The organism is Evtepia sp. (assembly GCF_056797215.1).
In genome coordinates, this window is sequence record NZ_JBQILM010000016.1 from 18,293 (window position 1) to 43,594 (window position 25,302).

Genomic DNA, 25,302 nt, shown 5'->3' on the forward strand with positions numbered 1-25,302 from the left:
CTCCTTATCATCAAGGCCCTTGAACGCAACTTTGTTTTCAAGGGTTTTGACTCTACGATTCTCCATCCCATACGGGCAGGCCGTCGTCGTAGTCCCACTCCCCCGCCGGGGCGGCGGACCAGCGCAGGACGGTATAATCCGCCCCCCGCAGGCGGAGCTTCACTTGCAGCTCCTGGGTGTCTGAGATGGGGACCACATAGCTGCACACCGTCTCCCCTTCTGTCTCTCCTGGGGTGATGGTGACGGCGTTGTTCTTCGGCCGCTCCCCTGCCCGCAGCCGGGCCAGGATTTCCTGGGCCTGGCAATCGGCGGCGTAGTAGCCGGACACTGCCTCCGTGGCCGCATCCCCCAGACGGGCATCCGCCCGAACAGTGGAGAGGCTCAGCAGGGCAAACACTGTCAACGCCAACACCGCAAACACCACCAGCAGGGAGCTCCCCCCCAAGGCCGGCGGGGAAAACTGCTCTTTTCTACCCACGTGGCTGCACCTCCTCCTGCCAGGCTACCTCTAGGCGGAAGAGCTCCGCTTCCCCCTGTTCATCCCGCAGCCAAACGGCGGCCTTTCCCAGGCCGGGCAAGTCGCTCTCTATCCGGGAGACCCCCAGGGTATAGCGCATGGACTCCCCCGCTGGGATCCAATCCTCTTGATACTCCACAGTCAGGGCGTCCCGTTCATGCTGGGTAGCCTCCAAGAGCTTGGCGGCTTTGGGGAAGTCCCCCCCGGTAGCGCGGATAGCTTCCGCCGCGTTTTGGCAGAGGGTGACGGCCCGGTCTCGGACCTCCCCCTGTTGGGAGAGCTGGTCGGACTTCACAAAGGCTTGGAGGCACAGGGCCGCCGCCAGGGCGAACACCAGCAGCATGACCATTTGCTCCATCATCGCCAGTGGCGCTTTGCTCCTCATGGGGCCGCCTCCTCTCCCTCACCGCCCCGGAGGGACAGCAGCAACGTGTCGGTCTCCCCCTGGGGGGTGGTGAGGCGGACGGTGAGTAAGTCATCCTGCAAGGACAGCTCCATATCCTCCGCCTCCATCAGTTTTTGGCCGCTCTCCGGCTCCAAAGGCTCCGCCGCCAGACAGTAGAGCTCCATAAGCCATCCGTCCTGGCAGTAGAGCCAGGTGCGGTATTTTTGCTTGGCATCCAAAACCAGGGCCCCGCCGCCGAAGTCTTTGTCCACGGCAATCCCCTGGGCATAGTCCGCCTGCCGCACCCGGGTGGCGATATACTGGGTGCAGCTGCGCCGGTCATAGGCCTCCTGGTCCCGCTGGGTCAGGCCCCGGTAGGCGTCCGCTCCCGTGAGCAGCACCGCCAGGACACACACAGCAAACACCCCGAACAGCAGCAGGGCGGCCAGGCTCTCAATATGATGTTGGATCGGCTTCTCTCTCATGGTGTGTTCACCAGCACCGTGATGTCAGGCATCAGATTGTCCGCGAACACGCTGTAAAACACCGTGTAACGGCTCTCATCCACCTGCACCCCATAGCGCTCCTTTAAGTAATCCAAATTGGGGGGATAAATCCCCTCTGCGGCATAGCAGGCCACGCAGCCCCGGCGCAAGGCCTCCTCCAACTGCCGCTGGGCCTCTTCCCCCTGGCCCTGGTCCAAGCTGTTCAAGGCAGTGGAGAAAAACAGCAACACCGCCACGCACAGCGCCGGCAGCAGCAGGCCCCGCAGCAAGGGCCCCAAAATTGCCTTCCGTCTCCTCATGGCCGCTCACCCGATGGCCGACATGATGTGCATCAACGGCAGCATCACCGACAGCAAGATCAAGCCCACCAGGATGGAGCACACCAGCACCAGGGCGGGTTCCACCCGGCTCACCCGGTCCTCCAAGGCCAACTCGCTCTCTTCTGAGAGGTCATCGGCAATCTTCTCCATGGCGGTGTCTCCTGCCCCGCCTCGCTGGCCCAATTCCAATAAGCGGCAGGGGCCGGCGGGGAGGAGCTGGCTGTCCTTCATGGCAGAGCTCACCCGCTCTCCCCGGTCCAGGCGCTCCTGGCAGTCCTGGCAGCGGGCCTTGGCCTGGGGGGTATCCTCCATGAGGCCGGAGGCCAGGGCCACCGCTTCCTCCAACGGCATCCCGCTGGCCATCCCCATAGCCAGGGCCTGGGCCAGACGGGCATCGTTCATCTTCCGGGACAAGCCCTTGTCTCCCCGGCTGTTGCGCCACAGGCCGGTGAGCTTCCCCCGAAAGGAGGGCAAGGCCGCAAAGGCCACCATGGCCGCCACCGCCAGGGCCAAGAGCACCCACAGCACGGGCATTGCCCCGTCCAGCCAGCGCCCCAGGGACAGCAGGCCCCCGGCCACGCCGGTGAGCTGTCCTCCCAGGGAGGCGTACACATCGTCAAAAATAGGTAGCACCTTCACCAGCAGCACCGCGATGACCACCAGCATCAACAGCATCATCACCGCCGGGTACAGCAGGGCGCTTTTGATCCGCCGGTCCAGACGGGCACGGCGTTCATAGTAACGGGCCAGGGCGGACAGGGCTTCCTCTGTGCGTCCACTCTGTTCGCCCACCTCCATGAGGCCGCAGACGTAGACAGGGAAGCGCCCCGTCTCCCGCATGGCGGCGGAGAGGGACGCACCACCGTCCACTTGGTCGGCCATCTCTGAGAGCAGGGTCCGCTCCGACCCCTGGCTCTCCTCGGCCAAAAGGGTGAGGGCATCTCCCGCCCCAACGCCTGCGTGGAAGAGCATGGACAGCTCCAGGCACAGGGCGGAGAGCGCCTCGTGGGAAAGCATCGTTCGATTCATGGCGTACTCCAATCACTGATTCAAAATAAAATGGGCTTGCAAAATGCAAGCCCATTTTAATACATATCTTCCCGTTCGTAAAGGGGTTTTCCGCTGTTTTTCCAGCTTAATACACGTACTTCACGCTGTAGTTGCTGCCGTCGCCGATATACTGCATGATGGACTCACTGCGGTTGGCGGAGGAAGCAAAGGTGGGGTCCATCCGCTGCCAGGTGGTACCGTCAAAGTAGATGGCGCCTTCCACCCAGCCGTTCTCCCCGGACCACACACTGATCCAGGCGTGGTAACCGGTCTGGCCGTTGCCCAGGGGCACGTAGCCTGTCACCAGCTTGCAGGGCACTTCCAGGCTGCGGAGCATCCCGGCCATCACGGCGGCATAGTCGAAGCAGATGCCCTTCTGGGCGGCCAGCACATTGTCCAGCACAGGCAGGTACCCGCTCTTCACCGTGGCGGCCAGCTCCTTGTCATAGGTGAAGTTATTCACCACATACTGGTAAACCCGTTCCACCAGCTTCAAGGGGTCGGTCTCGTTCCCGGCCAGCTCCTTGGCCTTGGCGATGGTGTTGGTGGCGTTGGCATAGTTCACATACTGGTTGGGCCGCAGGAAGGGGGCAAACTCATTGGCCAGGGTCACATTGAAGCTGGCGGCCAACACCTGGGCGTACTTGGTGCCGCTGGTGTTTTCCAGCACGTTGACCGTATAAGCCCCGTTGCCGTCAGACAGGGGGAAGGTCGTCCACTCACCACCGGGCTGTAAATCATACGTATAGGTGGCGGTGGGGCCAGTCACCTGTACCTTCAACCGGGTCTGGGTGGCGTCGGTGAACTGAACCATCACGTAGCCATCCGCAATATTGGAATAGTCGATGGTGGCCCGGCTGTTCTGCTGGACCTGGGCACCGGAGGCCACCGGCATAAGCATATCACTCAGGGCGGCGGGAGCACCGGCCAGAGCCACGGCCTCGTCGGCAACGTCGAACTCCTCCATCACCACCTGGTCAACATAAATTGTTTCCTGCTCCTTCTCGGCGCTCTCCCCAGAGCAGCCAGCCACAAGGGTCAGGGTCAGGCTCAAGGTCAGGGCCAGAGGGAGCAGCTTCTTCAAACGCTTCATCGCTTGACACCTCATTTCATAAATTTCCCCCAAGCTGCGGGAAGGGGGGATTTGATTTCACCGCCAGTATAGCACATTCTCCTGGGTTTGTGAAGTGTTTTTTGAAAATTTTTCTTCATTTTTCCTGATTCTATACATCCAAACCAATCCTCGCCTCCCTTCGTCCATGCCCCGTTTGAGAAACGTTCCCGTTGCATCCTTTTCTAAACTATGTTATATTTGAAGATAATTCGTTGAGAAAGGTGGGATCGTCCATGGACGCTACCATACAGGTCCAAATGCTAGGGAGCTTTACCCTGCGCTGGGGGGACACAGAGCGCCCTGTCAGCAGCCGCTCCCGCAAGCTCTGTTTGATGCTGGCATATTTGATTTGCCAACGGCACCGCCCTGTCCCCTATGAGGAGCTTAGCCAGGTGCTGGGGGAGAAGAAGCCGGGGACGCCCCATTCTCTCAGCGCCATAAAGGCCCTCCTCCACCGGGCCCGGGCCAATCTGGACGGGTTGGAGGCCCACTGCGGCCAGCCCCCCATCCTTAACCGGGAGCGGTTTTGCCAGTGGAACCCTGACATCCCCCTCACCCTGGATATCGAGACGTTTTCCCGCCTGTGCCAGACTGCCCAGGAGGCCCAAAAGGAAGAAGTGCAGCTGCGCTTATACTGGAACGCTTTAGGGCTATACCACGGGGACTTCCTCCCCACCCTGCAACGTTCCGCCTGGGCAGCGGAGCAAGCGGAATCCCTGCACCGGCAGTATCACCACGCTGTCCTGGCCACCCTCCCCCAACTGGCGGCCATCGCTTGCTGGCGGGAAACCGCCCAGCTCTCCGCCGCTGCCCTGGCCTTGGAGCCCCAGGATGAGACCCTATGCCGCTGGCAGTTGGAAGCCCTGCTCCAATTGGACCGTCCCCAGGAAGCCGCCCTGGCCTATGAGCATTTCCACCAACAGCTGCTGGCAGTGGAGGGGGTGTTACCCTCCGACCCCCTCCGGGACCTCTACCGAAAGGCCCGCCAGGATCAGGACCCACGGAGCCTGACCCCCGACAATCTCCTGGAACGGCTTCAGGAACCCCCCTGCCCCGGTGCCCTCCTGTGTGATTTCGACGCGTTCCGGGCCATCTGTTATTCCGCAGCCCGGATGGCTGGGCGCAGCGGTGCGCCAGTCCATCTCCTCCTGCTCTCCATCACCGCCGAAAAAGGTGAACCCCTTTCCCGCTTCAGCTTAGACCGGGCCATGGACAACCTACAGGGGATCATCCTAAATTGCCTGCGCCGGGGGGATGCCGTAGCCCGCAGCAGTGCGGACCAGTTCGTGTTACTGCTGCCCCAGGCCAGCGCCGAAAACAGCAACATGATAGAGCGGCGGATTCGCCGCGCCTTTACCCGGCAGTTCCCCCACTCCCCCGCCATGCTCCACAGCTTCGTGCAGCCCTTACCCCCCAACAGCGGGGCGGAGGAAGAATCCCAACTTGAACCATAACAGACAGCCCTTTCACGTAGCACCTAAAGTCTACGCGAAAGGGCTGTCTGCTATCCTGCCAGTTCCCCATTTTTCAGCAGGGAACCGGCTTTTTCTTCTCAAAAGGGCTGCTCACTCACTGGTCCCAGTTGTGGTATACGTTCTGGACATCGTCATTATCCTCTAGCATATCAATCAACTTCTCCATGTTCTTGCGGTCACCATCGTCGGTAAGCTTCACATAGTTCTGGGGCACCATCTCCACCTGGGCGGAGGCAAACACATAGCCCTTTTCCTCCATGGCCGCAGCCACCTTGCCGCAGTCGTCGGGCTCAGTGTAAATGGTAAAGCAGCTCTCCTCCGGCTCGAAGTCGGCGGCACCGCAGTCCAGGGCATCCATCATCACGGCATCCTCTTCCAGGTCGCCGTCCTCGTTGTCGATGAGGATCACACCCTTACGATCAAAGGACCAGGACACACAGCCGGTGGCACCCAGATTCCCGCCATACTTATCGAAGTAGTGACGGACCTCCGGGGCAGTGCGCTGGCGGTTATCGGTGAGGGCCTCCACAATCACGGCTACGCCGCAGGGGCCGTAGCCCTCATAGACCACGCTCTCATAGTTGTCGGTATTGTTGGCACCCAGGGCCTTTTCGATGGTGCGCTTGATGTTGTCGTTGGGCATATTCACGGCCTTGGCCTTGGCGATGACGGTGGCCAGGCGGGAATTGTTGTTGGGGTCCCCGGAACCGCCCGTTTTGACGGCCACGATAATCTCCTTGGCCACCTTGGTGAAAGCGGCGCTGCGCTTGGCGTCTGCCGCGCCCTTGGTCTTTTGAATGTTATGCCACTTGGAATGTCCGGACATTTGGCATCGTTCCCTTTCTGATTATTCTGATTCTATGGATGCGCCGTGTGGTTACACGGCAGATAAATGCAGGGTAATTTTAGCACAGCTTGCCAGGCTTGGCAAGGGCAAGGCTTGATAAATCAAGGATTTTTGTACGATCTTCTGTTTCCTCTGGACGCCGCCCTCTTTTTGAAAACGGTGGACGAACCCTTTCCTCCGACTGCTTACAGGTAAGTAAATACCTCCCGCTGTCTGGTGGCAATTTTCACGGATACTTCCGGGAAAGCCTCCCGCAGCCATGCCGCCAGTGCGGGACAGACCACAGTTTCCGTAGAATAGTGGCCTGCATCCAGGAGATTGATCCCCAGGGCCTGGGCTTCCAGGTAGACATCGTGCTTCAGCTCAGCGGTGAGGAAGGTATCACAGCCCATGGCTTTCACCTGGGGGAGCATACCGCCGCAGGCCCCGCCCCCCACCGCCACCCGGCGCACAGGAACCCTGGCATCCATAAGCCGGATGCCCTCTAAGTCCAGGGCGGTTTTTACTTGCCGGGCGAAGTCGTCCAGGGACAGGGCAGCGGGAAGCTCCCCCACCCGGCCGATGCCGTAGGGATGGCCGGCTTCGTCGGTCCCGTCTGTCTCCAAGGGGACTGTCTCCTTCAGGCCAACCCTTTGGGCAAGCTGTGTGTTCACGCCTCCCTCCACCGCGTCCAGGTTCGTATGGGCGCAGATGGCGGCGATGCCTTTCTCCACCAAGGTGAGAACCTTTTGGCCCGTAATGGTCTCGTCGGTCACCTGTCCCAGCTTTCCCCAAATCACCGGATGATGGGCCACAATGAGCTGGCAGTCCAGGGCAATCGCCTCGTCAATCACCGCGGGGGTGATGTCCAGGGCCACCAAACACCGCTGCACCTGCCGTTCTCCCCGGCCCACCAGGAAACCAGCATTGTCAAAGTCCAACTGGTATCGGAAGGGGGCCCGTTGGTCCAACCAATTAAAAATCTCTCTCACCGTCGCCATCTGCTCCACTCCTCTCTCATGTCCTCCAACTCCTCCACCAAGGCCTCCATCTGTTGCAGCTCCTCCGGCAGGGTCTTGGCGCTGAATGCCATCCCCGCCAGGGCACGGCGGCGGCGCTGGATGAGCTGGGTTAAAAAGTCCAGGCGGTGGGGGCTCTCCTCCCCCTGGCGCTGCCGTCCAGCCCAGAGCTCCCCCTGGGTATAGGGTCTGGCCTCCCCTCCTTGGACCCGGAGGATTTGATAAAACTTCTCCCCCTCCCGCACCAAGGTCTCCCCTTGGATGGCATAGCCATGCCCTGTCAGCCACTGGCGCAGCTCCGCCTGGGCGGTCATCGGTTGGAGCAGCAACAATTTCTCCCTGGTCCAAGGGGCCCGTTCCAAAATACGGGCGATGAGCTCTCCCCCCATGCCGGCAATCACCACCGTGTCCGTCTCCGGCCCCCGGATGCCATCCAGGCCGTCCCGAAGCTGGAAGTTGATCCTCTCGGACACCCCGTAGAGGGTGGCCGTCTCCCGGCCCCGGCGCAGGGGCCTCTCATTGACATCGGTAGCCTCCGCCTGGTGGATGCGCCCAGCCAGCAGCAGGGCGGTGGGGAGATAGGCGTGGTCAGTGCCCACGTCTGTCAGCCGGGCCCCCTGGGGAACCTGGGCGGCGATGGCGGAGAGCCGGGGGGATAGGGTCAAGCCTGCCATGCTCCCCCTCCTTCCTACTCTGACAAAAAACAGGGGCGGGGGGTCCCGTCCCTGTTTTCTCTGTCATTTAGTGCTTGTTGGCTGCAATCAAGGCGTTGAGCTTGTCCACCAGCTGGTCCACAGACTGGTCATGGACCAGACAGGCCTCCTCCACGGTCTCATTCCGGGAAGCGGGACAACCCAGGCACATCATGCCGATTTCCACAAACGCAGGGGCGGTCTCCGGCGCGATATCCAGGATGTCGCCCACGATGGTATCTTTGGTAATGGTAACCATAGTATTCTCCTCCATTTCCTTGGGCTGAGCCTAGTTTGCCCCAAAGAGAGGCGGCTCACCCCTCCTGTATTGTTTGGCAAAAAGGGGAACGGTTGTTCCCCTTTTTGATCTATTTTTTATAGCCTACGAACTCAGCCTTCCTCGTCCTCGTCCAGCGCATCCTCATCCACAGCACTGCGGCTGTCGTTGAGCAGGGCACGGATGGACAGGGAGACCTTATTGCGCTCATGGTCGATGTCGGTAATCTTCACGTCCACGTGCTGGCCTTCCTCCAACACATCGCCGGGCTTGTCGATGCGGTGGTCGGCGATCTGGGAAATGTGGATGAGGCCATCCACTCCAGGGACGATCTCGGCGAAAGCGCCGAAGGTCATCAGCTTCACCACACGGACGTTGGCGGTGTCGCCCACGTCGTAGGTGGAGGTGAACTTCTCCCAGGGGTCCTGATCCCGATCCTTCATCCCCAGAGATATCTTCTTCTTTTCGCTGTCGAAGGAAATGACATACACGCTGACCTGGTCGCCCACGGAGACCACCTCAGCGGGATTCTTGATGCGGCTCCAGGAGAGCTCGGAGACGTGAACCATACCGTCCACCCCGCCGATGTCCACGAACGCGCCATAGGAAGTCAGGGACTTCACCACGCCGTCATAGCGCTTGCCTTCCTCGATGTTCTCCCAGACCTCAGCGGCCTTGGCGGCGCGTTCTTCCGCAGCCACCGCGCGGATAGAACCCACCACACGGCGGCGGGAGCGGTTCACCTCGGTGATGCGCAGGCGCACCTTCTCCTTGATCATCTCGGACAGGTCGGCCCCACGGGGCATACCGGTCTGGGATGCGGGGATGAACACGCGGATGCCCTTGACGTTGGCCACGATGCCGCCTTTGTTGTTCTCGGTGACCACGCCTTCCAGCACGGTCTTTTCCTCCACAGCGGTCTCAATGGTGTCCCAGTTCTTCACGGCGTCCAGGCGCTTCTTGGACAGGGTGGCAACACCCTCCATGTCGTTGACGCGCATCACATAGGTCTCGATCTCGTCGCCCACTTTGACCAGATCCTCCACCTTAGCGGTGGGGTCGTCGCTCAGCTCAGCCAGGGGGATGTAGCCTGCGTGCTTGGTGCCCAGGTCCACGTTGACTTCCGTGGCAGTGATCCCGGTAACCACACCTGTAACCTTATCTCCCGTATTTAAAGTTTTGATCGATTTCTCCAACATATCAGCGAAGGACTCTTCGATCTCCATCACATTGGTATTCTCGTCCATTTTGACTTTGACCTCCTTTATTATCCACCCCGGCGTAGATGCACCAGCAGTGATTCCCACAGAAGCTACCCCGCTCACCATACCCCGGTCAAGCTCTTCCGCCCGGCTGATGTGGTAAACCAGCGGGCAATGCGTCCGGCACAACTCGGCAAGTCGGGTCGTATTGGAGCTTTTTCTGTCGCCGATCACGATCATCGCGCCACAGCGCTCCGCCAAACTCTGCGCCTCTGATTGCCGCTTACACGTAGCATTACATATTGTATCAAAAATTTCGGCGTTTGTACACTCTTTTTTTACTTTTTCTCGGCATGGGCCCCAAATTTTATGGGTTGATGTAGTTTGGGAAACCATAGTGATAGGTTTTTGGTGGTTTTCGTCCTTTTCCCGGAGAAAACCGTCCAACTCCTCCACGCTTCGGAAAACCCGCGCCCCCTGGCACCAGCCGGCGATGGCCTTCACCTCCGGGTGCTCCACCTCGCCGATGATGATGACCTGCCGCCCCCGGCGGCTGGCCCCCTCCACGATGCGGTGGATTTTCGTCACCTTCACGCAGGTGGCGTCGGCCACCTCTCGGCCCATCTCCCGCAGCCGCCGGTGGACCGCCTGGCCCTCCCCGTGGGAGCGGATGATGACGCCGCAGTCTGGGGGCAGGGCTTCCAGGCTGTCCACACAGCCCACGCCCCGGGCTTCCAGGTCCCGGATCACCTCCTGGTTGTGGATCACAGGGCCCAGCATCACATAGGGCTTCCCGCTCTCCGCCAGTGCCTGGGCCATCTCCACCGCCCGGCGCACACCAAAGCAGAAGCCGGCGGACTTGGCCAAAATCACTTCTTGCATTGTGCCTCCATCTCCTCCCGGCTGTCCCGGATGGCGGCGATGTGCGCCATGATTTCCTCCGTGGCCTTTTGGTAGTCCTCGGCGGTGGGCTTCCGCTCCTGGGTGAAGGGCATAAAGGGCTTTCCAAAATACACCTTTACCCGATGGAAGTGCTTGCGCTCCGGGGCGATATATACGGGCAGAACCGGTACTTTGGCGCGAATGGCCATCAGGGCCGCCCCGGTCTTGCCCTCCCCCAGCTCATCGTGGCGGGTGCCCTCGGGGAAAATCAATAGCTTCTCCCCTTTTTTCAGGGTTTTCATGGCGAGTTTCATCGCCCCCAGGTCCGACTGCCCCCGCTTGACCCAGATGGGAATGCCCAAAAAGTCCAGCAGGCGGCCTACCACAGGCATGTGGCGGATCTCCTCCTTGGCCATGATGCGGATCTTGTCCCAGAAGGGGAAGGAGTAGACGATGTAAAAGGGGTCGTTGCCGTGGGCATGGTTGGAGCAGATCACCACACTGCCCTTGGGGATATTCTCCCGGCCGTAGACCTTCAGGGGAGTGCGGAAAAAGGCAATGGTAAAAATCAGCTTGCTCACCAGGTAGGACACCGGGTAGGGAATGATACTTTTCAAGGTCCGATCCTCTCTTTCACAATGGCGTGCAGCGCCTCCAAGCTCTCCTCTAAATTCAGCGCCGAGGTGTCCAGCAGCACCGCGTCCTCCGCCTGGCGCAGGGGGGCCGCCGCCCGGTGGCTGTCGTCGTAGTCCCGCTGGGCAATCTCCCCCTGGATGGTGGCCAGGTCAGGGCTCTCCCCCTTGGCACAGAGCTCCTTCCAGCGGCGCAGGGCCCGCTGCTCCACAGAGGCGGTGAGGAATACCTTCACCTCCGCCTCCGGCAAGACCACGGTGCCGATGTCCCGGCCATCCATGACCACATTGTGCTCCGCCGCCAGCTTGCGCTGCATGTCCAGCAGGAACGCCCGCACCTCTGGGATGGCGGAAACCTGGGAGGCATAGCGAGACACCGCGTTCTCCCGGATGGCAGTGGTGACATCCTCCCCGTTGAGGTACATCCGTTGGAGGCCGTCGGGGCCATGGTCCAAGGTGATGTGAATGTCCGGCAGCTTGGGCAGGACTTCTTCTGCCTTGCCGCAGTCTCCGCCCTGACGGGCCACATAGAGGCCCACGGTGCGGTAGATGGCCCCGGTATCCACATATAGGGCCCCCAGCTTGGCAGCCAGGGCCTTGGCCAGGGAGCTTTTCCCCGCCCCGGCAGGGCCATCCATGGCGATGTTATAGTGTTTCATGGTTGCTCCTTCCAGTAAGCGGCGGCACTCTCCCCGGCCACCCGGCCAGTACACCAGGCGATTTGCAGGTTGAAGCCACCGGTATAGGCGTCCACGTCCATCACTTCCCCGGCAAAGAAAAGGCCCGCCGCCTTTTTGGACATCATGGTCTTGGGGTCGATCTCCCCGGTCTTGACGCCCCCAGCGGTGACAATGGCCTCCTTTACCGGGCGGGGCCCGGCCAGGGGGATGGAAAAGGCCTTCATGGCCTCCACCAGCCGGCGGCGCTGGCCCTTGGTGAGAGCGTTCCCCGGCAGGTCCGTGGGAATCTCCACCCGCTGTACCATCACCGGCACCAGCAGGCGGGGCAGCAAACCCTCCAACAGATTGTGAAAGGCCTTGTTGGGGGCGGCGGCAATGTCCCGCAGGACCCGTGCCTCCAACTTTTCCGCCTCCAAGGCGGGTTTCAAGTCAATGAGGGCCGTACACTGGTCCCGCTCCCAGTTGATGTGGGCACTGGCGCTGAGCACCAGAGGGCCGGAGAGGCCAAAGTGGGTGAAAAGCAGCTCCCCCTGTTCTTGGAACAGGACTTTCTTTTTCTGATTTTTCACGGTCAGGGCCACATTGCGCAGGGAAAGGCCCTGCATCTGGGCGCAGTCCTCCCCAGCCTCTTCCAGGGGCACCAGGGACCCCCTTGGGGGCAGGATGGTATGCCCCACCCCCTGGGCCAAGCGGTAGCCATCCCCCGTGGATCCGGTGGCCGGATAGGACAGGCCCCCCGTGGCCACCACTACAGCGGCAGCGGGAATCATCTCCCCTTCCACAATCACCCCAGTGACCCGGTCTGATTGGATCACCAGGTCCAGGGCCCTGGCCTGGCGGCGGGACACCCCCGCCCGTTTCAGGGCAAAAAATAAGGCGTCGATCACGTCGGCCGCCTTGTCTGACTGGGGAAAGACCCGTCCCCCCCGCTCGGTTTTTAGGGGGACACCCAAATCTTCAAAAAAGCCCATCACGTCCTCCGGCGGGAAGCGGGTCACCGCGCTGTAGAGGAAGCGTCCATTCCTGGGTATGTTTTCCAGCACCCCCGCCGGGGTGGTATGGTTGGTCAGGTTGCAGCGGCCCTTGCCGGTGATGTACAGCTTGCGCCCCAGCTTTTCGTTGGGCTCCAGCAGCAGCACTGCCGCGCCCGACTTCCGGCACCACAGGGCGGCCATCATCCCAGCCGCCCCGCCGCCGAGAATCACCACAGGTGGGTGGCTCATTGGTTCTCTTCCTCCATATTCACAAACACGCCGTACTCCTGCCAGATGTGCTCCAAGCGCTCAAAGTGGTCCACCACGTCGGTCTTGCTCCGGGCAATGGCCACCAGCAGGGCGTTGATCAGGCTCAGGGGAGCCACCAGAGAATCCACCACCGAGGCCATGTCGCTTTTGGCTAGGAGCACATAGTCCGCCGACTGGGCCATGGTATTGGTAGCGCTGTCGGTGATGGCGATGACCTTGGAACCCCGCTCGTGGGCAAAGCTAATGGCCCGGGCAGTCCGCCGGGAGTAGCGGGGGAAGGACAGGCCGATTACCACGTCCCCCACCCCCACCTGGACGATCTGGTCAAAAATCTCCTGGTTGGCGCTCTCCCCTACGTGAACCACGTTGTCAAACATCAGGCCAAAGTAGAAGGACATGAAGCCCGCCAGGGAGCCAGAGGAACGGGTGCCCAGGATATAGATTTTCCGGGCCTCCACAATGGCCTCCACTGCCGCGTCGAAGCTCTCCCGGTCCAGCTCCTCCATGGTCAGGCGGATTTTTTCCATGTCCGACTGCATCACGGTGCTCACCACGTCCTGGTTGCCGATGATGTCGTTGGTCACCTCAATGCGCTGGATGGAGGTGAGCTTGTTGCGGATCATCTCCTGCAAGGCCTTTTGCATGGCAGGGTATCCGTCATACTTCAGCTCCGAGGCAAAGCGCACCACAGTGGACTCACTGACATGGACGGTCTTGCCCAGCTTGCTGGCCGTCATAAAGGCGGCCTTGTCATAGGAACTCAAGATATAGTTGGCGATCAACTTTTGACCCTTTGAAAACGTATTCATCTTGCTGCTGATGAGAGCTAAAATGTCCTTGGCCATACATCTTTCCTCCGCTCAACCGCCTGTCCATGGGATCTTGGCGCGATACCTGCTTTGATAAAGCTACTGTCAGGGGGTATTATAACGCCAAGCCGTTCCGTTTGCAAGAAAAAATTCTTAATCTTGCAGCATTTGCACGCCTTCCAGCAAATGCCGTTCCTGGGCCGTCAGGGGCCGCCACTGCCCAGGCCGGAGCTCCCGGTCCAGGCGCAACGCCCCCTCCCGGATACGCTTGAGCCGCCGCACCTCTAAGCCGCATAGGGCGCACATTTTCCGGATTTGACGGTTCTTCCCCTCCCGGATGGTCACAGACAGCAGGGCCCGGTCTCCTTCCGCCTGTTTCAGCCGTACCTTGGCTGGACGTAGCGGCTGGCCATCCAGGGTCATGGGGGCAGACAGGCGCTTCTCCGCCTGGGGTTCATAGCCTGCCACCCACACCAAATACTCCTTCTCCACCCCGTGGCGGGGATGGAGCAGGGCGTTGGTGAGGGCCCCGTCGTCGGTGAGCAGCAGCAAGCCCTCGGAGTCCATGTCCAGACGCCCCACAGGCCAGACCCGGGCGGGGCAATCCGCCACCAGCTCCGCCACGGTCTTGCGTCCCTTCTCGTCGGAGAGGGTCGTGACCACTCCCCGGGGCTTATAGAGCATGAGGAGGGTGTTCCCACCGCTGGGCTGCACCGGCTGACCATCCAGGGTCACCAAATCCCGCGCCAAGTCCGCCCGGTCCCCCAGGGCCGCGGGATGGCCGTTCACCAGTACCCGCCCCTCCAATATGTAGGCCTCCGCCCTCCGGCGGGAGCAGAGCCCCGCGGCGGAGAGCAGCTTTTGCAGGCGTTCCTCCATGAAATTCTCCTTCTCCGGCGGCATAAAGGGTGCCGCCCGGTCCTTTTATCCATCTCCCTGGCCCAGCCGGCGGAGGTATTCCAGGGGGGAGGGCTTCGCCCCCTCTCCGGTGACATCCTTCCCCGCCGTGCCGGTCCACACCAGGTAGGTTTCCCCCACCAGCTTGCTGTTGCAGAAGAAGCGCAAGCTCCCGGCGATCTCCCCCTCCAACACCGGGGCCTGGACCTCTTCTGGCAAGTCCATCTCTACGGTCACCGACTCCCCCTCCTGGAGGGGGTAGGCCACGGTCTCCCGGGGGGCCACGGAGAGGCTGCGCAGCAGGCTCCCCTTCACCGGCACCTGGGCTAGGATGTCCCCCGCCTGGGCTAGAACCGCCCTGGGATAGTTGGCAAAGCCATAGTCCAGCAGGGCCTGATGGTCCGTCCAATCGTTGGGGTCGTTGAGGGTCACGCACACCAGGGTCTGCCCCTCCCGCTGGGCGCTGGACACCAGGGTGCGCCCTGCCTGGCGGGTGTAGCCGGTTTTCATACCGGTGCAGCCCTCATAGCGCCAGAGAAGCTTGTTGTGGTTGGTGAGGCTTCGGCCCTCTAGGGCAATGGACTTGGTGGCCACAATCTCCGCCACAGTCTCGTTTTCCAGGCAGGCCACCGCCAGCCGGGCCATGTCCAGGGCAGAGGCGTAGTGGTTCTCATCCCCCAGGCCGTTGGGGTCGGAAAAGTGGGTGTTGCGCATACCCAGGTCCTTGGCCCGCTGGTTCATCCACCCAACAAAGCTGTCCACGTCCCCGGCGCAGTGGCCTGCCAAGGCCACCGCCGCGTCGTTGCCGGAGTGGAGCAGCAGGCCATAGAGCAGGGTTTGGGCTGTGAGCTTCTCCCCTGGTTTCAGGTAGAGGGAGGTCCCCTCCACCCCCGTCCACTCCCGGCGGATGGTCACCGTCTGGGACAGGTCTTGTAAGCACTCCGCCGCCACCAGGGCAGTCATGAGCTTGGTGGTGCTGGCAATGGGCCGGGGCGTGTTCTCGTCCAAGCGGTAGAGGATGCGGCCGCTGTCCGCGTCCATCAAAAGGGCGGAGGCTGCGGAAACCGCGGGCGCCTCCGCCGCAAAACTATGGACCACCAGCCCCGGCAGCAGAGCGCAGAGCACCCCCAGGGCGGCAAATCGTTTGCGCATAGGAATCCCCCCATACTATATAGATGAATACAGCATCAGTATGGGGCATCCCTGCGGGTTTTATACCAGTTGTGGCGTGTTTACAATTTATTCAACGAACACGTCATCCAACGCCTCATCCGTCCCCTTGTCCTTCTTCTTTTCCAAAAATTCGCTGACCTTCCCCACCGCGTCGGGGATCAAATCCAATACCCGGTCCAGGCTGCTCTCTGGATAGGGGGCTGTGGGCAGGACCCGCACGTTGGTTCCGCTGACCACCAGGAAGCACACCGGGGTCACCTTCACCCCCGCGCCGCCGCCGCCGCCAAAGGGATGGGGCTGCGGCCCCTTGCCGTCAAGCTCCGAGCCGCCGGTGCCAAAGCCAAAGGAGACTTTGGACACCGGGATGATGGTGACCTCCCCCGCCTGGATGGGCTGACCCACTATGGTGTTGGCGTCCACCGCCTGGCGAATCCTCTGGATGGTCTCCTCCATCAATTCGTTCACTGGATGCTTCTTTTCCATGCTTCGTTCTCCTCTCATTGGGCTGGCGCACCGGCGCTCTTGGGCGGCGGTGCAGACCGGTTTCTTCTGTTGTGGTGCAATATCTTCAAGGCCCGCACAGCAGCAGGCAAGGAAACCACCAAGGTCTGCCCCAGGGTCAGGGAGAGACCCAGGGCAAACGCCACCTCCGGCTTATCCCGCTGGTAGTCCAGATCCAAGGCCACCTCCCGGCGCACCAGGACGAAGTTCGCTTCCAGGAAGGACATCAGGGCTTCCACTGCCCCCCAGGCGTAGCCATAGTGGATGGCCGCGTCGGCGGGGTCCTCCTCCCCCCAGATCAAGCGGAGGGACAGCCGGTCGATGCGCAGCCGCCGCCGGAAGCCCCCCATGGCCTCCACCCCCACCGGGAGCAGCTCCCGGGCCAGGGACAGCAGAGCTTTCACATCGGGCTTGGGCTTCTCTTTGGGGGCGGCTTTCTGTTTTTTCTTTGGTTTCTTCTTTCTCTTCTTCTTTTTCCCGGGAAACACTTGGAACAAGAAGGGGCCCACCCGGAGCTTCACTTGGGTGCCCTCCGGGCCATAGCCCGCCAGCACCCCCAGGCGCAACCGGCTCAGCAGCAGGAGCAGGACCACAAGTATGGCCAGTACCATCCAAGCCCTCATAGCGCCTCACCTTCCCTCTCCTCTGGGGGGCTCTCCTCCGGCAGCGGGGGCAGTTCCTCTAAGCTCTCCAAGCCAAAAACCCGGAGGAATGCCGGCGTGGTCTGGTAGAGGATGGGCCGCCCTGGGGCGTCCAGGGTGCCGCAGGGCTCTACCAGCTCCCGGTCCAGCAGCAGGGACAGGGAGTGGGAACAGTCCACCCCCCGGACTTGGTCGATGTATACCCGGGTCACCGGCTGGAAATAGGCCACCACAGCCAAGGTCTCCAAGGCCGCCGGGGAGAGCTTGTCCGGCCGCTTGCGCTCCAACAGGGCCCGGATGGTCTCCCCCCAGGCCGGGTCGGAAACCAGCTGCCAACTCTCCTCCAAGCGCACCAGGCGGATGCCCCGGCCCTCTTGCTGGTACATATCGGCCAGGGCGCGGCAGGCCGCTTCCGCCGCTTCCGGGGTACAGCCCAGAGCCTGGGCCAGCTTGTCCGTAGGGACCGGCTCCCCCAGGGCAAAGAGGATGGCCTCCACGCCCCAGGATAGCTTATTCCCCTTCATAGGCCTCCCCCTCTCCTTCTTCCTCTCCCCGCAGGGAGATGGACGGATCTTCCATGGTCCCAGCCAGGTGGACCTTGCCCCCCCGGCACAGCTCCAACAGAGCCAGGAACACCGCCGTGGCCTCGGACCGGCTCCCACTGCGGGCCACCAAAGCGGTGAGGCTGGTGGGCCCCTGCTGTTCCAGCACGTCCAGCAATTGCCGGGCCTTTTCCTCCACCCGGTAGGGCTCCGGCCGTACCGTCCGGCGCAGCAGGCGCCCGTCCGGGGGCTTGGCTGCCGCCTGACGGGCCTGCCAGGCCAGCACCGCCGCCGTCAAATCCGACGGGCTGTGTTCATAGCGGTAAACCCGCTGGGCAAAGCGGGCCTCCGCCCCCTTGGAAAAGCTGTCCCGCCCCTGCTGGAAAGCCTCCGCCAACTGAGGCAGCACCACTTCCAAGCGCTGGAAACTTGCCCGGCGCTCCCGGGCCTCCAAGGAGGCGATGAGCTCCTCCATCTCGGAGAGGGCTTCCTTGTCCTCCTCCGCCAGGAGCATCTTGGTTTTCAAATACATGAGCTGGGAGGCCATGGCAATGAACTCCCCTGCCACTTCCAAGTCCAGCCGCTCCCGGGCCTCCATCCAGTCCAGATATTGTTGGAGAATGTCCGCCAGGGGGATGTCCCGGATGGCGATCTTATCCTTACGCAGGAGGTAGAGGATCAAATCCAGGGGGCCCACAAAGTCCCGGTTCTCCGCCTTGTCCTTCACCGCCCCGGGGATATGATAGACCGGCCGTTCCATCCCCTTACCTCAGGAGCAGCTTCAGCACGCCGTCGTAGACGAAGCCTCCGCCGCTGATCATCCCCTCAGTGAGGCCTGTGCGCACAGCGTACAGGGGGGCGTCGATCCAGCCCAGCCACAAAATGGCCATCAGGGCCAGCATCCCATAGCGTTCCAGGCGCATCCAACGGATATAAGCCCTGTCAGGCAGGAACATGGCCAGCACCTTGGAGCCGTCCAAGGGCGGGAAGGGGATCAGGTTGAACACCCCCAGGCCGATGTTCAGCACCAGCAGCAGGTAGAAGAAGTTCAGAGCCGCCATCAGGCCAGGGGTTTGGCCCTTCACGGTGATCCCCGCCACCAGGCCGTTGCACACCAGGGCGGACAGATACGCCAGGGCGAAGTTGGACAACGGCCCCGCCAGGGCGGTGACCGCCATGCCCCCCTTGGGGTTCTTAAAATACCGGGGGTCCACCGGCACCGGCTTAGCCCAGCCAAAGCCCACCGTCACCATCATCAGCAGGCCGAAGAGGTCCAGGTGGCGCAGGGGGTTCAGGGACAGCCGATGGTTCTGCTTGGCCGTTGGGTCCCCCAGGTAGTAGGCCGCTAGGCCGTGGCACAGTTCATGGACCACCAGGCACAGCAGGATCGCCGCAATGCGCAGAAACATGGTTCCCATGCTGGACCAGTCGATGCCGTATTTCAGTTGGGATAGCATACCCATGAGACCCCTCCTAATGGAAGTATACCTGCATATAGCCTCTTTAGTCCCCCCTTGGACAACATGGGAAGGCGGTCAGGTCTTGTTTTTTCTCCATATTATAAAAGGTATTATAGCAAAAAAGCCCCTGTCTGGCAAGAGCCGCTGTTTGGCCGGAGTATCCTGGCTGGGCCCCACCCCGCCGGGCCCCAGCCCTCCCCTGGCTCCGCCGGAAAATCCAGCCACAGAAGTGCACCGAACTATGCCGATGGCATTGACACGAAAACGCTGTCGATGGTATACTATATTAGTGATACATGTTCCTTCTTCGTATATGGCCCCTCCCCTGGCGCACTGTGCGCTGGCTGGAGGGTTTCTAACCGAATTGAGCGGAATGGAGACTTGACATGAAACATAAGCCCAGCAGAGTGAAAAAAAGAAAAGGGATTCCCCTCTTTCTTTCCATTATATTGGTCTTTTGTGTTTTGGGTACCGTGGTGTTCGCTGTGTCGAAGAAACTTTCCCAGGAGATGTCTAACTCAGCCATCCAAAATCTCAGCGAAAGCTTGGACCTGATCCAGTGTACCATTGAAGCCATCTTGAAAAATGAGGCGGAGTTCCAAACCATGATCGCCCAGGAGATTGGCGAGGCTGAGGACCCTGTGGCATATATCCGTGCGTATGACCGAAACCAAGTCATGGTGAAGCTATCCCTGGTTCTCTCCGGCGAAACCTCGGGGGTTTCCAACACCGGCGAGGTCTTTTCCCCAAAGGACCTGGACTTCTCCAGCGGGTCGACTGTGAACAGCCTGCCGGTTTCCCAATCTTACCTCAATGACATGGGAACTTGGGCATATTCCATAAAATGTCCCGTTAAAAAAGCTGGGCGGGAAATCGCCACCCTTTATGTTGAGTACATCTACGACTCTTTGGACAAGTCCCTGCCCAATGGCTTTTACGATCAAAAAGCCATGCTTTACATCATGGACGCGAAAACTGAACGCTTCGTACTCAAGCCCAAGGGTATGGGCGCCCGGTCGGCCGGTCATCTCAACCTGGGCGACTTTTACCGGGCCAACAGCATCCGGGAAGAGGGCCTGCGCGCGGAGCTGGATGCCTGCCTGGAACAAGGGGACAACATTCTGTTCTACCATGACATCCGAGAAAAGCACTCTCTGAACTACATGTGGGCCGTCAACGGCGGCAGCATCTTCCTGGTGGGGTATGTACCCATTGAAGCCATCCAGCAGGAGGGCCGGACGGTCAACCAAAATATTTTCATCGTGGTTACCATCATGATGATCGCCTTTTTCCTGTGCTGCCTGCTGTACTACCTGAACCAGCGCCAGCAGTCCAAGCTCCGGAAGGAACGGGAGGCCGAGCGGGAGCTCCACAGCAAGCAGCTGGCGGAAGCCCTGCGGGCTGCCCAAATCGCCAACAACTCCAAGACCACCTTTCTCTCCAACATGTCCCACGATATCCGCACCCCCATGAACGCTGTTTTGGGCTTCACCACATTGCTCTCTATGGATGCGGACAATCCTGTGAAGGTACGGGAATACACCAAGAAGATTACCGCCTCGGGCCAGCATCTTCTCAGCCTAATCAATGACATTCTGGATATCTCCAAGATTGAGAGCGGAAAGGTTGTCCTCACCTTTGAAAAGTTCACCCTGAACAACCTGATCTCCTCTGTAGACGCCATCATCCAGCCTATGGCCAAGGCCAAGCACCAGACCTTCCATGTGGAGGTCTCCGGCATCCAGCATGAGTATTTGGTAGGGGATGAAACCCGGGTCAACCAAATCCTGTTCAACCTGCTCTCCAACGCTGTCAAATACACCCCGGAGGGGGGCACCATCTGGTTCCGCCTCATCGGTCTGAAGCAGCGCTCTAGCCAATATGAGCATATCCGCATCGAGGTGGAGGACACCGGCTACGGAATGACCCCGGAATACCTGGAAACCATCTTCGACGCCTTTACCCGGGCAGAAAACAGCACCACCAACAAGGTCCAAGGCACCGGCCTGGGTATGGCCATCACCAAAAACATCGTGGAACTTATGGGCGGGACCATTGAGGTCACCAGTGAGGTTGACCAAGGCAGCCTCTTCCGGGTAGAGCTGGAATTCCGCATCCCCGAGGACCAGGTGGACCAGTACTTTTGGAGCAGCAGGGGCATCTCCCATGTCCTGGCCGTGGCCAGTGACGAGACCCTGTGCCAATCCATCCAGACGCTGATGAGAGAGACCTCCGTGGAGGTGGACAGCGTCCACAGCATCCAAGACGCCCTGGCCCTGCTACAGGAGGACAGCACAAGGTATCACGTCCTTCTGGCGGATTGGGCCTTGCTGCACCCAGCGGGGCTCCCGGCAGCAGAGCAGCTCCGGGCCGCTTTGCCGGAGTCCATTCCCCTCCTGCTTTTGGCGGACTATGACGCAGACGATACAGAGGCCTTCCTCTCCCTCCCCAATACAAGCCTTTTGTTCAAGCCCTTCTTTGTCTCTGCGTTCAAAGAAAAAATCACGGAGCTTCGGGAGCACCCCATGGGCACCATAGATGAGAACGGCGCAGACCAAGACAGCCTGGAAGGACTACACTTCCTGGCCGCGGAGGACAACGAAATCAACGCGGAAATCCTATCAGAAATCTTGGAGATCGAGGGCGCCAGCTGTGAGATCGTGGAAAACGGCCAGCTGGCTGTGGAGCGCTTCCAGGCCTCTTCCGAAGGCGAGTTTGACGCAATCCTGATGGATGTCCAGATGCCTGTGATGAACGGGCACGAAGCCACCAGGGCCATCCGCCGCCTCCCCCGCAGCGATGCCGCTAAAATCCCCATCCTAGCCATGACAGCAAATGCCTTTGCCGAAGATGAAAAAGCAGCCCTGGACGCCGGCATGGACGCCCATGTGGCAAAGCCCATTGACGTGGCACTGTTGAAAAAGGTGATTCGACACTATATCGAGCGAAAGGAAGGAATTGTATGAAACCATCGCTGAAAAAACTGGTAGCCCTCTGCCTAGCTGGGACATCCCTGTTGGCCCTGGCCGCCTGCGGGTCCCACGATCCCAACAACCTTCTTCGAGACAAAGAGGAAGATACACGGGTTGTGAGCCTATACAGCCCCATGGAGAAAACGGATCCCGACGCAGAAAACGTCGCTAGAAGCGCTTCCGAGAAAACCATCCTGATGGCGGAAGAACAGCTGGGGGTAAAGATAGAATATATCACCTACACGGCAGAGGACTACCAGGATAAAACCTACGACGATGTGGCCATCGACCGCATCCGCAATCACATGGACGACCTGTACCTCCTCAATCCCGATGTCATCCTGAAAGCAGGGGCGGAGGGGAATTTGGCGGACCTGTCTGGCCTGGACTGTGTCAAAAACCTGCGGGACGTGGTCAAAACCGCCAACACGGTAAACGGCAAGCTGGTGGCCATTCCCCAGGAAGTGGCGGCCTACGGCCTGTTCATCAACAAAGATATCTTTGACCAGTGCCAGCTGAAACTGCCAGAGACCCCGGAGGAATTTTTGGAGTGCTGCCGGGTCTTGAAGGAAAAGGGCTATGAGACCCCCGTGGGCGCCAACCGCTGGTGGTTGGAGACCTTCGTGCTGGCCCAGGCTTACGCCGACCTCTACAACGGCGGAAACACCGCAGAGGAAATCGAAGCCCTGAACAGCGGCAGAACCAAATACAGCGACTATATGCGTCCCGGCTTTGAGTTCCTCAAGAAGATGATTGATTTGGGCTATATTGACGCGAAGAAAGCCTTAGTCAGCGAGGCCATTGAGGGGGAAAGCCCAGATTTCTTGGCCCAAAAGACCCCCATCGTCATGGCCTACTGGGGCGCGGCCAACACCGACACCGCCTATGGAAACCCCGGGTTCAACCTTCAGGTCATTGGCTTCCCCACAGAGCGGGGACAGATGCCGGTGGTGCCCATGACCGGCTATGGGGTCGATGCCCAGGCGGAGCACAAGGAGGACACCATGGCAGTGCTGGATGTCATCCTCTCTGACGAGGCCCTCCAAGTCTACACGGAGACCAACAAGGTGATCTCCCCCTCCAAAAATGTGAAGGTGGACTGCATCCCCGCCCTGAAACCCCTCAACGACCGGATTGAAGAGGGCGTCTTTGTCCTTGGCTCCAACGCCGGAATGAAGTTGGAGCAGTGGGGCAACACCTGCCTCATCGTCCGGGAGCTCCTCAACGGCGCTACAGTGGAGGAATGTATGGCAGCCTTTGACACGCTGCAAGCAGAGACCTTGGGAGAATAACACATGATACAAACGCGAGACGCCACTTATGTTTGCGGCGTCTCGCGTTTCTTTTTGCCTGTTGTTATTCCTCCGGGATGGTGCGGATCCGCCGGGCAGGGACACCCCCCACCACAGTGTTGGCAGGGACATCCCGGGTTACCACCGCCCCTGCCGCCACCACGGCGCCGTCCCCAATGGTCACCCCGGGGCAGACGGTGGCGTTGGCCCCGATCCAAACCCGTTCCCCGACGCGGATGGGAGCGGGGTGCATATCGCCCCGGTGCCGGGGGTCCATCTCATGGTTCAGGGTGGCCAGGACCACGTTGTGGCCAATGAGGCTCCCCGCCCCGATGGTGATGCCCCCCTGGTCCTGGAAGCGGCAGCCGGCGTTGAGGAACACTCCTGGCCCCACGGTGATGTTCTTGCCAAAATCCGCCGAGAAGGGCGGGAAGATGGCAAAGGTTTCGTCCACCGGCTTGCCGGTGAGCTGGGAGAACAGCCCTCGGATTTCCTCCTGGTCGCAGCTTGCGTTGATCTGTTTCGTCAGCTCCATGGCCTCCCTGGCCATCCGGTGCATGAGCTGGTGGGCCTCCGAACCGGCTACAATGCGCTTGCCCGCTTTCACATCCTCCAAATACTCCGCCAATTCCATGGTCAAAGCTCCTTCCTCTTGTTGGTGTCCACTCCAAGTATAGCGTCCTGGGAGAGGAATCGCAAATACCCATATTTTATGGCTGGATATACTTGACAGGCATAGCGCAGAATGCTATACTGCCCCCAAATGAGAGAGGAGGGCCGTTGCGATGGAACTGCGGGTCCTGCGTTATTTTCTTGCCGTGGCTCGGGAGGAGAGCATTTCCGCTGCGGCGGAATCCCTACATCTGACCCAGCCCACCCTGTCCCGCCAGTTGATGGACCTGGAAGCGGAGTTGGGGAAAACCCTGTTTCTCCGGGGGAACAGAAAGGTCACCCTGACCCAGGAGGGGGCCTTTCTGCGCAAGCGGGCCAACGAGATTCTTGACCTAGTGGAAAAGACCCAGGCGGAGTTCCAAACCAGCCAAGAGGCCCTCTCCGGGGACGTATATGTAGGCGGCGGGGAAAGCGACGCCATGCGCCTCATTGCCCGGACTGCGGGGGCACTGCAGAGCGCCCACCCCCAGGTCCGCTTCCACCTATACAGCGGCAACGCCTACGACGTGGGGGAGCGGTTGGAGAAGGGGCTGCTGGACTTCGGCATCCTGATGGGCACCGCCGACCTGGCGAACTATGACTACCTCCAACTCCCCCTTTACGACAGCTGGGGGGTGCTGATGCGCAAGGACAGCCCTTTGGCCCAAAAGGCCAGGGTCCGCCCGGAGGATTTGTGGGACCAGCCCCTGTTGCTTTCCCGCCAGGCCCTCACCAAGAGCAGCCTGTCCAACTGGCTCCAACGGGATTTGGGGGCGCTGAATGTGGTCTCCACCTACAACCTGCTGTTCAACGCCTCCCTGATGGTGGAAGAGGGGTTGGGCTACGCCCTGGCCCTGGACAAGCTCATCAACACCAGCGGGGACAGCCCCCTCTGTTTCCGTCCCCTGGAACCTGCGCTGCGCTCGGAGCTCCATGTGGTGTGGAAAAAATACCAGGTGTTTTCCAAGGCGGCGGAGGCCTTTCTGGCCCTGCTCCGGGACCAGGCGGCGGGGATACGCCCCCCCATTTGACAAATGCAGTAAAATACCTCCAACAGCTTTGTTTGGAGGTATTTTTTATGGGCTATTTTATCTCAGGGGCGGACATCGCCGCCTTTGCCGCGCAGCTGCGCCGGGAGGAACGGGCCAAGGGCACGTTGGAGAAATACCTGCGGGACGTGAGGGCCTTGCAGCGTTGGTTAGACGGGCGGCCGGTGGCCCAGGACAGCCTGGCAGGTTGGAAAGCCTGGCTGCTCCAAGAGGGCTACGCCCCCGCCACGGTGAATTCCATGCTGGCGGCGGTGAATACCTTCCTGCGCTGCATGGGCTGGACGGAATGCCGGGTAAAATTTTTGAAAATCCAACGGCGCTTGTTCCGGGAGCACCGCCGGGAGCTGACCCGGGCCGAGTACGCCCGGCTCCTGGACGCCGCCCGGCAGCAGGGCCGGGAACGCTTAGCCCTACTGATGGAGACCATCTGTGCCACGGGCATCCGGGTCAGTGAGCTGCGGTATATCACCCTGGCGGCGGTACGGCTGGGACGG

At 60.7% G+C, this 25,302-nt stretch carries 28 protein-coding genes; 5 read left to right on the plus strand and 23 right to left on the minus strand.

Annotated features, from left to right (window positions below):
* Nucleotides 1-52: 52 nt before the first annotated feature.
* The 6 genes from ACTOZL_RS05060 to ACTOZL_RS05085 form a co-directional block, all read right to left on the minus strand.
* Entirely contained in the window at nucleotides 53-478 is a 426-nt protein-coding gene (locus ACTOZL_RS05060; protein WP_482477053.1) for a hypothetical protein, read from the minus strand.
* Entirely contained in the window at nucleotides 471-902 is a 432-nt protein-coding gene (locus tag ACTOZL_RS05065; RefSeq protein ID WP_482477054.1) for a hypothetical protein, read from the minus strand. The genes ACTOZL_RS05060 and ACTOZL_RS05065 overlap by 8 nt, the downstream gene beginning before the upstream one ends.
* The gene (locus ACTOZL_RS05070; RefSeq protein ID WP_482477055.1) at nucleotides 899-1,387 is read right to left on the minus strand and encodes a DUF4860 domain-containing protein; all 489 of its coding nucleotides are present in this window, start codon (nucleotides 1,385-1,387) and stop codon (nucleotides 899-901) included. Before ACTOZL_RS05070 ends, ACTOZL_RS05065 begins: the two co-directional genes overlap by 4 nt.
* Nucleotides 1,384-1,707: a hypothetical protein gene (locus ACTOZL_RS05075; RefSeq protein WP_482477057.1), complete on the minus strand. Its 324-nt coding sequence runs from the start codon at nucleotides 1,705-1,707 to the stop codon at nucleotides 1,384-1,386. Before ACTOZL_RS05075 ends, ACTOZL_RS05070 begins: the two co-directional genes overlap by 4 nt.
* A gap of 6 nt (nucleotides 1,708-1,713) precedes the next feature.
* Nucleotides 1,714-2,757: a type II secretion system F family protein gene (locus ACTOZL_RS05080; RefSeq protein ID WP_482477059.1), complete on the minus strand. Its 1,044-nt coding sequence runs from the start codon at nucleotides 2,755-2,757 to the stop codon at nucleotides 1,714-1,716.
* Between the two features lie 106 nt (nucleotides 2,758-2,863).
* Nucleotides 2,864-3,871 carry a transglutaminase-like domain-containing protein gene (locus ACTOZL_RS05085; RefSeq protein WP_482477060.1) on the minus strand — a complete coding sequence of 336 codons (1,008 nt, stop codon included), beginning with the start codon at nucleotides 3,869-3,871 and terminating at the stop codon, nucleotides 2,864-2,866.
* Nucleotides 3,872-4,125: 254 nt separating this feature from the next.
* Here ACTOZL_RS05085 and ACTOZL_RS05090 point away from each other — a divergent pair, with 254 nt between their 5' ends.
* Nucleotides 4,126-5,346 (plus strand): AfsR/SARP family transcriptional regulator, encoded by a 1,221-nt coding sequence (locus ACTOZL_RS05090; RefSeq protein ID WP_482477061.1) that lies wholly within the window; start codon nucleotides 4,126-4,128, stop codon nucleotides 5,344-5,346.
* Nucleotides 5,347-5,461: 115 nt separating this feature from the next.
* Here ACTOZL_RS05090 and ACTOZL_RS05095 read toward each other — a convergent pair whose 3' ends face one another.
* The 16 genes from ACTOZL_RS05095 to ACTOZL_RS05170 all read right to left on the minus strand — a co-directional run bounded on the left by ACTOZL_RS05095 (nucleotide 5,462) and on the right by ACTOZL_RS05170 (nucleotide 18,847).
* Nucleotides 5,462-6,193, minus strand: a complete 732-nt coding sequence (locus ACTOZL_RS05095; protein WP_482477062.1) for a YebC/PmpR family DNA-binding transcriptional regulator — start codon at nucleotides 6,191-6,193, stop codon at nucleotides 5,462-5,464.
* 206 nt (nucleotides 6,194-6,399) lie between these two features.
* Nucleotides 6,400-7,194, minus strand: a complete 795-nt coding sequence (locus ACTOZL_RS05100; protein WP_482477063.1) for a Nif3-like dinuclear metal center hexameric protein — start codon at nucleotides 7,192-7,194, stop codon at nucleotides 6,400-6,402.
* Nucleotides 7,182-7,886, minus strand: a complete 705-nt coding sequence (locus ACTOZL_RS05105) for a tRNA (adenine(22)-N(1))-methyltransferase (protein ID WP_482477064.1) — start codon at nucleotides 7,884-7,886, stop codon at nucleotides 7,182-7,184. Before ACTOZL_RS05105 ends, ACTOZL_RS05100 begins: the two co-directional genes overlap by 13 nt.
* A gap of 67 nt (nucleotides 7,887-7,953) precedes the next feature.
* Entirely contained in the window at nucleotides 7,954-8,163 is a 210-nt protein-coding gene (locus ACTOZL_RS05110) for a DUF1858 domain-containing protein (protein WP_482477065.1), read from the minus strand.
* A gap of 131 nt (nucleotides 8,164-8,294) precedes the next feature.
* Entirely contained in the window at nucleotides 8,295-10,265 is a 1,971-nt protein-coding gene (locus tag ACTOZL_RS05115; RefSeq protein WP_482477066.1) for a bifunctional 4-hydroxy-3-methylbut-2-enyl diphosphate reductase/30S ribosomal protein S1, read from the minus strand.
* Nucleotides 10,253-10,882 (minus strand): lysophospholipid acyltransferase family protein, encoded by a 630-nt coding sequence (locus ACTOZL_RS05120; protein ID WP_482477068.1) that lies wholly within the window; start codon nucleotides 10,880-10,882, stop codon nucleotides 10,253-10,255. The genes ACTOZL_RS05115 and ACTOZL_RS05120 overlap by 13 nt, the downstream gene beginning before the upstream one ends.
* A complete protein-coding gene (gene cmk, locus ACTOZL_RS05125) occupies nucleotides 10,879-11,556 on the minus strand; it encodes a (d)CMP kinase (RefSeq protein ID WP_482477069.1) in 678 nt (225 codons plus the stop codon). The genes ACTOZL_RS05120 and cmk overlap by 4 nt, the downstream gene beginning before the upstream one ends.
* Complete coding sequence (locus ACTOZL_RS05130; protein ID WP_482477070.1) at nucleotides 11,553-12,800, minus strand: BaiN/RdsA family NAD(P)/FAD-dependent oxidoreductase; 1,248 nt, start codon at nucleotides 12,798-12,800, stop codon at nucleotides 11,553-11,555. The genes cmk and ACTOZL_RS05130 overlap by 4 nt, the downstream gene beginning before the upstream one ends.
* A complete protein-coding gene (locus ACTOZL_RS05135; protein WP_482477071.1) occupies nucleotides 12,797-13,666 on the minus strand; it encodes a MurR/RpiR family transcriptional regulator in 870 nt (289 codons plus the stop codon). Before ACTOZL_RS05135 ends, ACTOZL_RS05130 begins: the two co-directional genes overlap by 4 nt.
* A gap of 117 nt (nucleotides 13,667-13,783) precedes the next feature.
* Entirely contained in the window at nucleotides 13,784-14,509 is a 726-nt protein-coding gene (locus ACTOZL_RS05140) for a pseudouridine synthase (protein WP_482477082.1), read from the minus strand.
* 45 nt (nucleotides 14,510-14,554) lie between these two features.
* The gene (locus ACTOZL_RS05145) at nucleotides 14,555-15,679 is read right to left on the minus strand and encodes a D-alanyl-D-alanine carboxypeptidase family protein (protein WP_482477072.1); all 1,125 of its coding nucleotides are present in this window, start codon (nucleotides 15,677-15,679) and stop codon (nucleotides 14,555-14,557) included.
* Nucleotides 15,680-15,766: 87 nt separating this feature from the next.
* A complete protein-coding gene (locus ACTOZL_RS05150) occupies nucleotides 15,767-16,183 on the minus strand; it encodes a GerW family sporulation protein (RefSeq protein WP_482477073.1) in 417 nt (138 codons plus the stop codon).
* 14 nt (nucleotides 16,184-16,197) lie between these two features.
* Nucleotides 16,198-16,812, minus strand: coding sequence for a DUF2953 domain-containing protein (locus ACTOZL_RS05155; RefSeq protein WP_482477074.1), 615 nt, complete (start codon nucleotides 16,810-16,812; stop codon nucleotides 16,198-16,200).
* 8 nt (nucleotides 16,813-16,820) lie between these two features.
* Nucleotides 16,821-17,366, minus strand: a complete 546-nt coding sequence (scpB, locus tag ACTOZL_RS05160; RefSeq protein WP_482477075.1) for an SMC-Scp complex subunit ScpB — start codon at nucleotides 17,364-17,366, stop codon at nucleotides 16,821-16,823.
* The gene (locus ACTOZL_RS05165) at nucleotides 17,353-18,144 is read right to left on the minus strand and encodes a segregation and condensation protein A (RefSeq protein WP_482477076.1); all 792 of its coding nucleotides are present in this window, start codon (nucleotides 18,142-18,144) and stop codon (nucleotides 17,353-17,355) included. The genes scpB and ACTOZL_RS05165 overlap by 14 nt, the downstream gene beginning before the upstream one ends.
* Before the next feature lie 4 nt (nucleotides 18,145-18,148).
* Nucleotides 18,149-18,847: a site-2 protease family protein gene (locus ACTOZL_RS05170; protein ID WP_482477077.1), complete on the minus strand. Its 699-nt coding sequence runs from the start codon at nucleotides 18,845-18,847 to the stop codon at nucleotides 18,149-18,151.
* A 506-nt stretch (nucleotides 18,848-19,353) separates the two neighbouring features.
* Between ACTOZL_RS05170 and ACTOZL_RS05175 the strand changes: the two genes are divergently transcribed.
* Together ACTOZL_RS05175 and ACTOZL_RS05180 are read left to right on the plus strand one after the other, a co-directional pair.
* Nucleotides 19,354-21,810: a hybrid sensor histidine kinase/response regulator gene (locus tag ACTOZL_RS05175; protein ID WP_482477078.1), complete on the plus strand. Its 2,457-nt coding sequence runs from the start codon at nucleotides 19,354-19,356 to the stop codon at nucleotides 21,808-21,810.
* On the plus strand, nucleotides 21,807-23,108 hold the full coding sequence (locus tag ACTOZL_RS05180; RefSeq protein WP_482477079.1) for an ABC transporter substrate-binding protein: 1,302 nt from the start codon (nucleotides 21,807-21,809) through the stop codon (nucleotides 23,106-23,108). Before ACTOZL_RS05175 ends, ACTOZL_RS05180 begins: the two co-directional genes overlap by 4 nt.
* Before the next feature lie 64 nt (nucleotides 23,109-23,172).
* Here ACTOZL_RS05180 and ACTOZL_RS05185 read toward each other — a convergent pair whose 3' ends face one another.
* Entirely contained in the window at nucleotides 23,173-23,742 is a 570-nt protein-coding gene (locus ACTOZL_RS05185) for a DapH/DapD/GlmU-related protein (RefSeq protein ID WP_482477084.1), read from the minus strand.
* A gap of 151 nt (nucleotides 23,743-23,893) precedes the next feature.
* Between ACTOZL_RS05185 and ACTOZL_RS05190 the strand changes: the two genes are divergently transcribed.
* Complete coding sequence (locus ACTOZL_RS05190) at nucleotides 23,894-24,790, plus strand: LysR family transcriptional regulator (protein WP_482477080.1); 897 nt, start codon at nucleotides 23,894-23,896, stop codon at nucleotides 24,788-24,790.
* 47 nt (nucleotides 24,791-24,837) lie between these two features.
* On the plus strand, nucleotides 24,838-25,302 hold a 465-nt coding region (locus ACTOZL_RS05195), incomplete at its 3' end, for a tyrosine-type recombinase/integrase (RefSeq protein ID WP_482477081.1).

What these genes read in the sequence shown, in the direction of transcription:
- ACTOZL_RS05175 (WP_482477078.1), top strand. Translation starts at nt 19,354, where the DNA reads ATGTCTAACTCAGCCATCCAAAATCTCAGCGAAAGCTTGGACCTGATC.
- ACTOZL_RS05135 (WP_482477071.1), bottom strand. Translation starts at nt 13,666, where the DNA reads ATGGCCAAGGACATTTTAGCTCTCATCAGCAGCAAGATGAATACGTTT.
- ACTOZL_RS05095 (WP_482477062.1), bottom strand. Translation starts at nt 6,193, where the DNA reads ATGTCCGGACATTCCAAGTGGCATAACATTCAAAAGACCAAGGGCGCG.
- ACTOZL_RS05100 (WP_482477063.1), bottom strand. Translation starts at nt 7,194, where the DNA reads ATGGCGACGGTGAGAGAGATTTTTAATTGGTTGGACCAACGGGCCCCC.
- ACTOZL_RS05065 (WP_482477054.1), bottom strand. Translation starts at nt 902, where the DNA reads ATGAGGAGCAAAGCGCCACTGGCGATGATGGAGCAAATGGTCATGCTG.
- ACTOZL_RS05130 (WP_482477070.1), bottom strand. Translation starts at nt 12,800, where the DNA reads ATGAGCCACCCACCTGTGGTGATTCTCGGCGGCGGGGCGGCTGGGATG.
- ACTOZL_RS05085 (WP_482477060.1), bottom strand. Translation starts at nt 3,871, where the DNA reads ATGAAGCGTTTGAAGAAGCTGCTCCCTCTGGCCCTGACCTTGAGCCTG.
- ACTOZL_RS05080 (WP_482477059.1), bottom strand. Translation starts at nt 2,757, where the DNA reads ATGAATCGAACGATGCTTTCCCACGAGGCGCTCTCCGCCCTGTGCCTG.
- ACTOZL_RS05185 (WP_482477084.1), bottom strand. Translation starts at nt 23,742, where the DNA reads ATGGAATTGGCGGAGTATTTGGAGGATGTGAAAGCGGGCAAGCGCATT.
- scpB (WP_482477075.1), bottom strand. Translation starts at nt 17,366, where the DNA reads ATGAAGGGGAATAAGCTATCCTGGGGCGTGGAGGCCATCCTCTTTGCC.
- ACTOZL_RS05070 (WP_482477055.1), bottom strand. Translation starts at nt 1,387, where the DNA reads ATGAGAGAGAAGCCGATCCAACATCATATTGAGAGCCTGGCCGCCCTG.
- ACTOZL_RS05190 (WP_482477080.1), top strand. Translation starts at nt 23,894, where the DNA reads ATGGAACTGCGGGTCCTGCGTTATTTTCTTGCCGTGGCTCGGGAGGAG.
- ACTOZL_RS05105 (WP_482477064.1), bottom strand. Translation starts at nt 7,886, where the DNA reads ATGGCAGGCTTGACCCTATCCCCCCGGCTCTCCGCCATCGCCGCCCAG.
- ACTOZL_RS05090 (WP_482477061.1), top strand. Translation starts at nt 4,126, where the DNA reads ATGGACGCTACCATACAGGTCCAAATGCTAGGGAGCTTTACCCTGCGC.
- ACTOZL_RS05155 (WP_482477074.1), bottom strand. Translation starts at nt 16,812, where the DNA reads ATGGTACTGGCCATACTTGTGGTCCTGCTCCTGCTGCTGAGCCGGTTG.
- ACTOZL_RS05075 (WP_482477057.1), bottom strand. Translation starts at nt 1,707, where the DNA reads ATGAGGAGACGGAAGGCAATTTTGGGGCCCTTGCTGCGGGGCCTGCTG.
- ACTOZL_RS05110 (WP_482477065.1), bottom strand. Translation starts at nt 8,163, where the DNA reads ATGGTTACCATTACCAAAGATACCATCGTGGGCGACATCCTGGATATC.
- ACTOZL_RS05150 (WP_482477073.1), bottom strand. Translation starts at nt 16,183, where the DNA reads ATGGAAAAGAAGCATCCAGTGAACGAATTGATGGAGGAGACCATCCAG.
- ACTOZL_RS05140 (WP_482477082.1), bottom strand. Translation starts at nt 14,509, where the DNA reads ATGGAGGAACGCCTGCAAAAGCTGCTCTCCGCCGCGGGGCTCTGCTCC.
- ACTOZL_RS05170 (WP_482477077.1), bottom strand. Translation starts at nt 18,847, where the DNA reads ATGGGTATGCTATCCCAACTGAAATACGGCATCGACTGGTCCAGCATG.
- ACTOZL_RS05165 (WP_482477076.1), bottom strand. Translation starts at nt 18,144, where the DNA reads ATGGAACGGCCGGTCTATCATATCCCCGGGGCGGTGAAGGACAAGGCG.
- cmk (WP_482477069.1), bottom strand. Translation starts at nt 11,556, where the DNA reads ATGAAACACTATAACATCGCCATGGATGGCCCTGCCGGGGCGGGGAAA.
- ACTOZL_RS05115 (WP_482477066.1), bottom strand. Translation starts at nt 10,265, where the DNA reads ATGCAAGAAGTGATTTTGGCCAAGTCCGCCGGCTTCTGCTTTGGTGTG.
- ACTOZL_RS05180 (WP_482477079.1), top strand. Translation starts at nt 21,807, where the DNA reads ATGAAACCATCGCTGAAAAAACTGGTAGCCCTCTGCCTAGCTGGGACA.
- ACTOZL_RS05145 (WP_482477072.1), bottom strand. Translation starts at nt 15,679, where the DNA reads ATGCGCAAACGATTTGCCGCCCTGGGGGTGCTCTGCGCTCTGCTGCCG.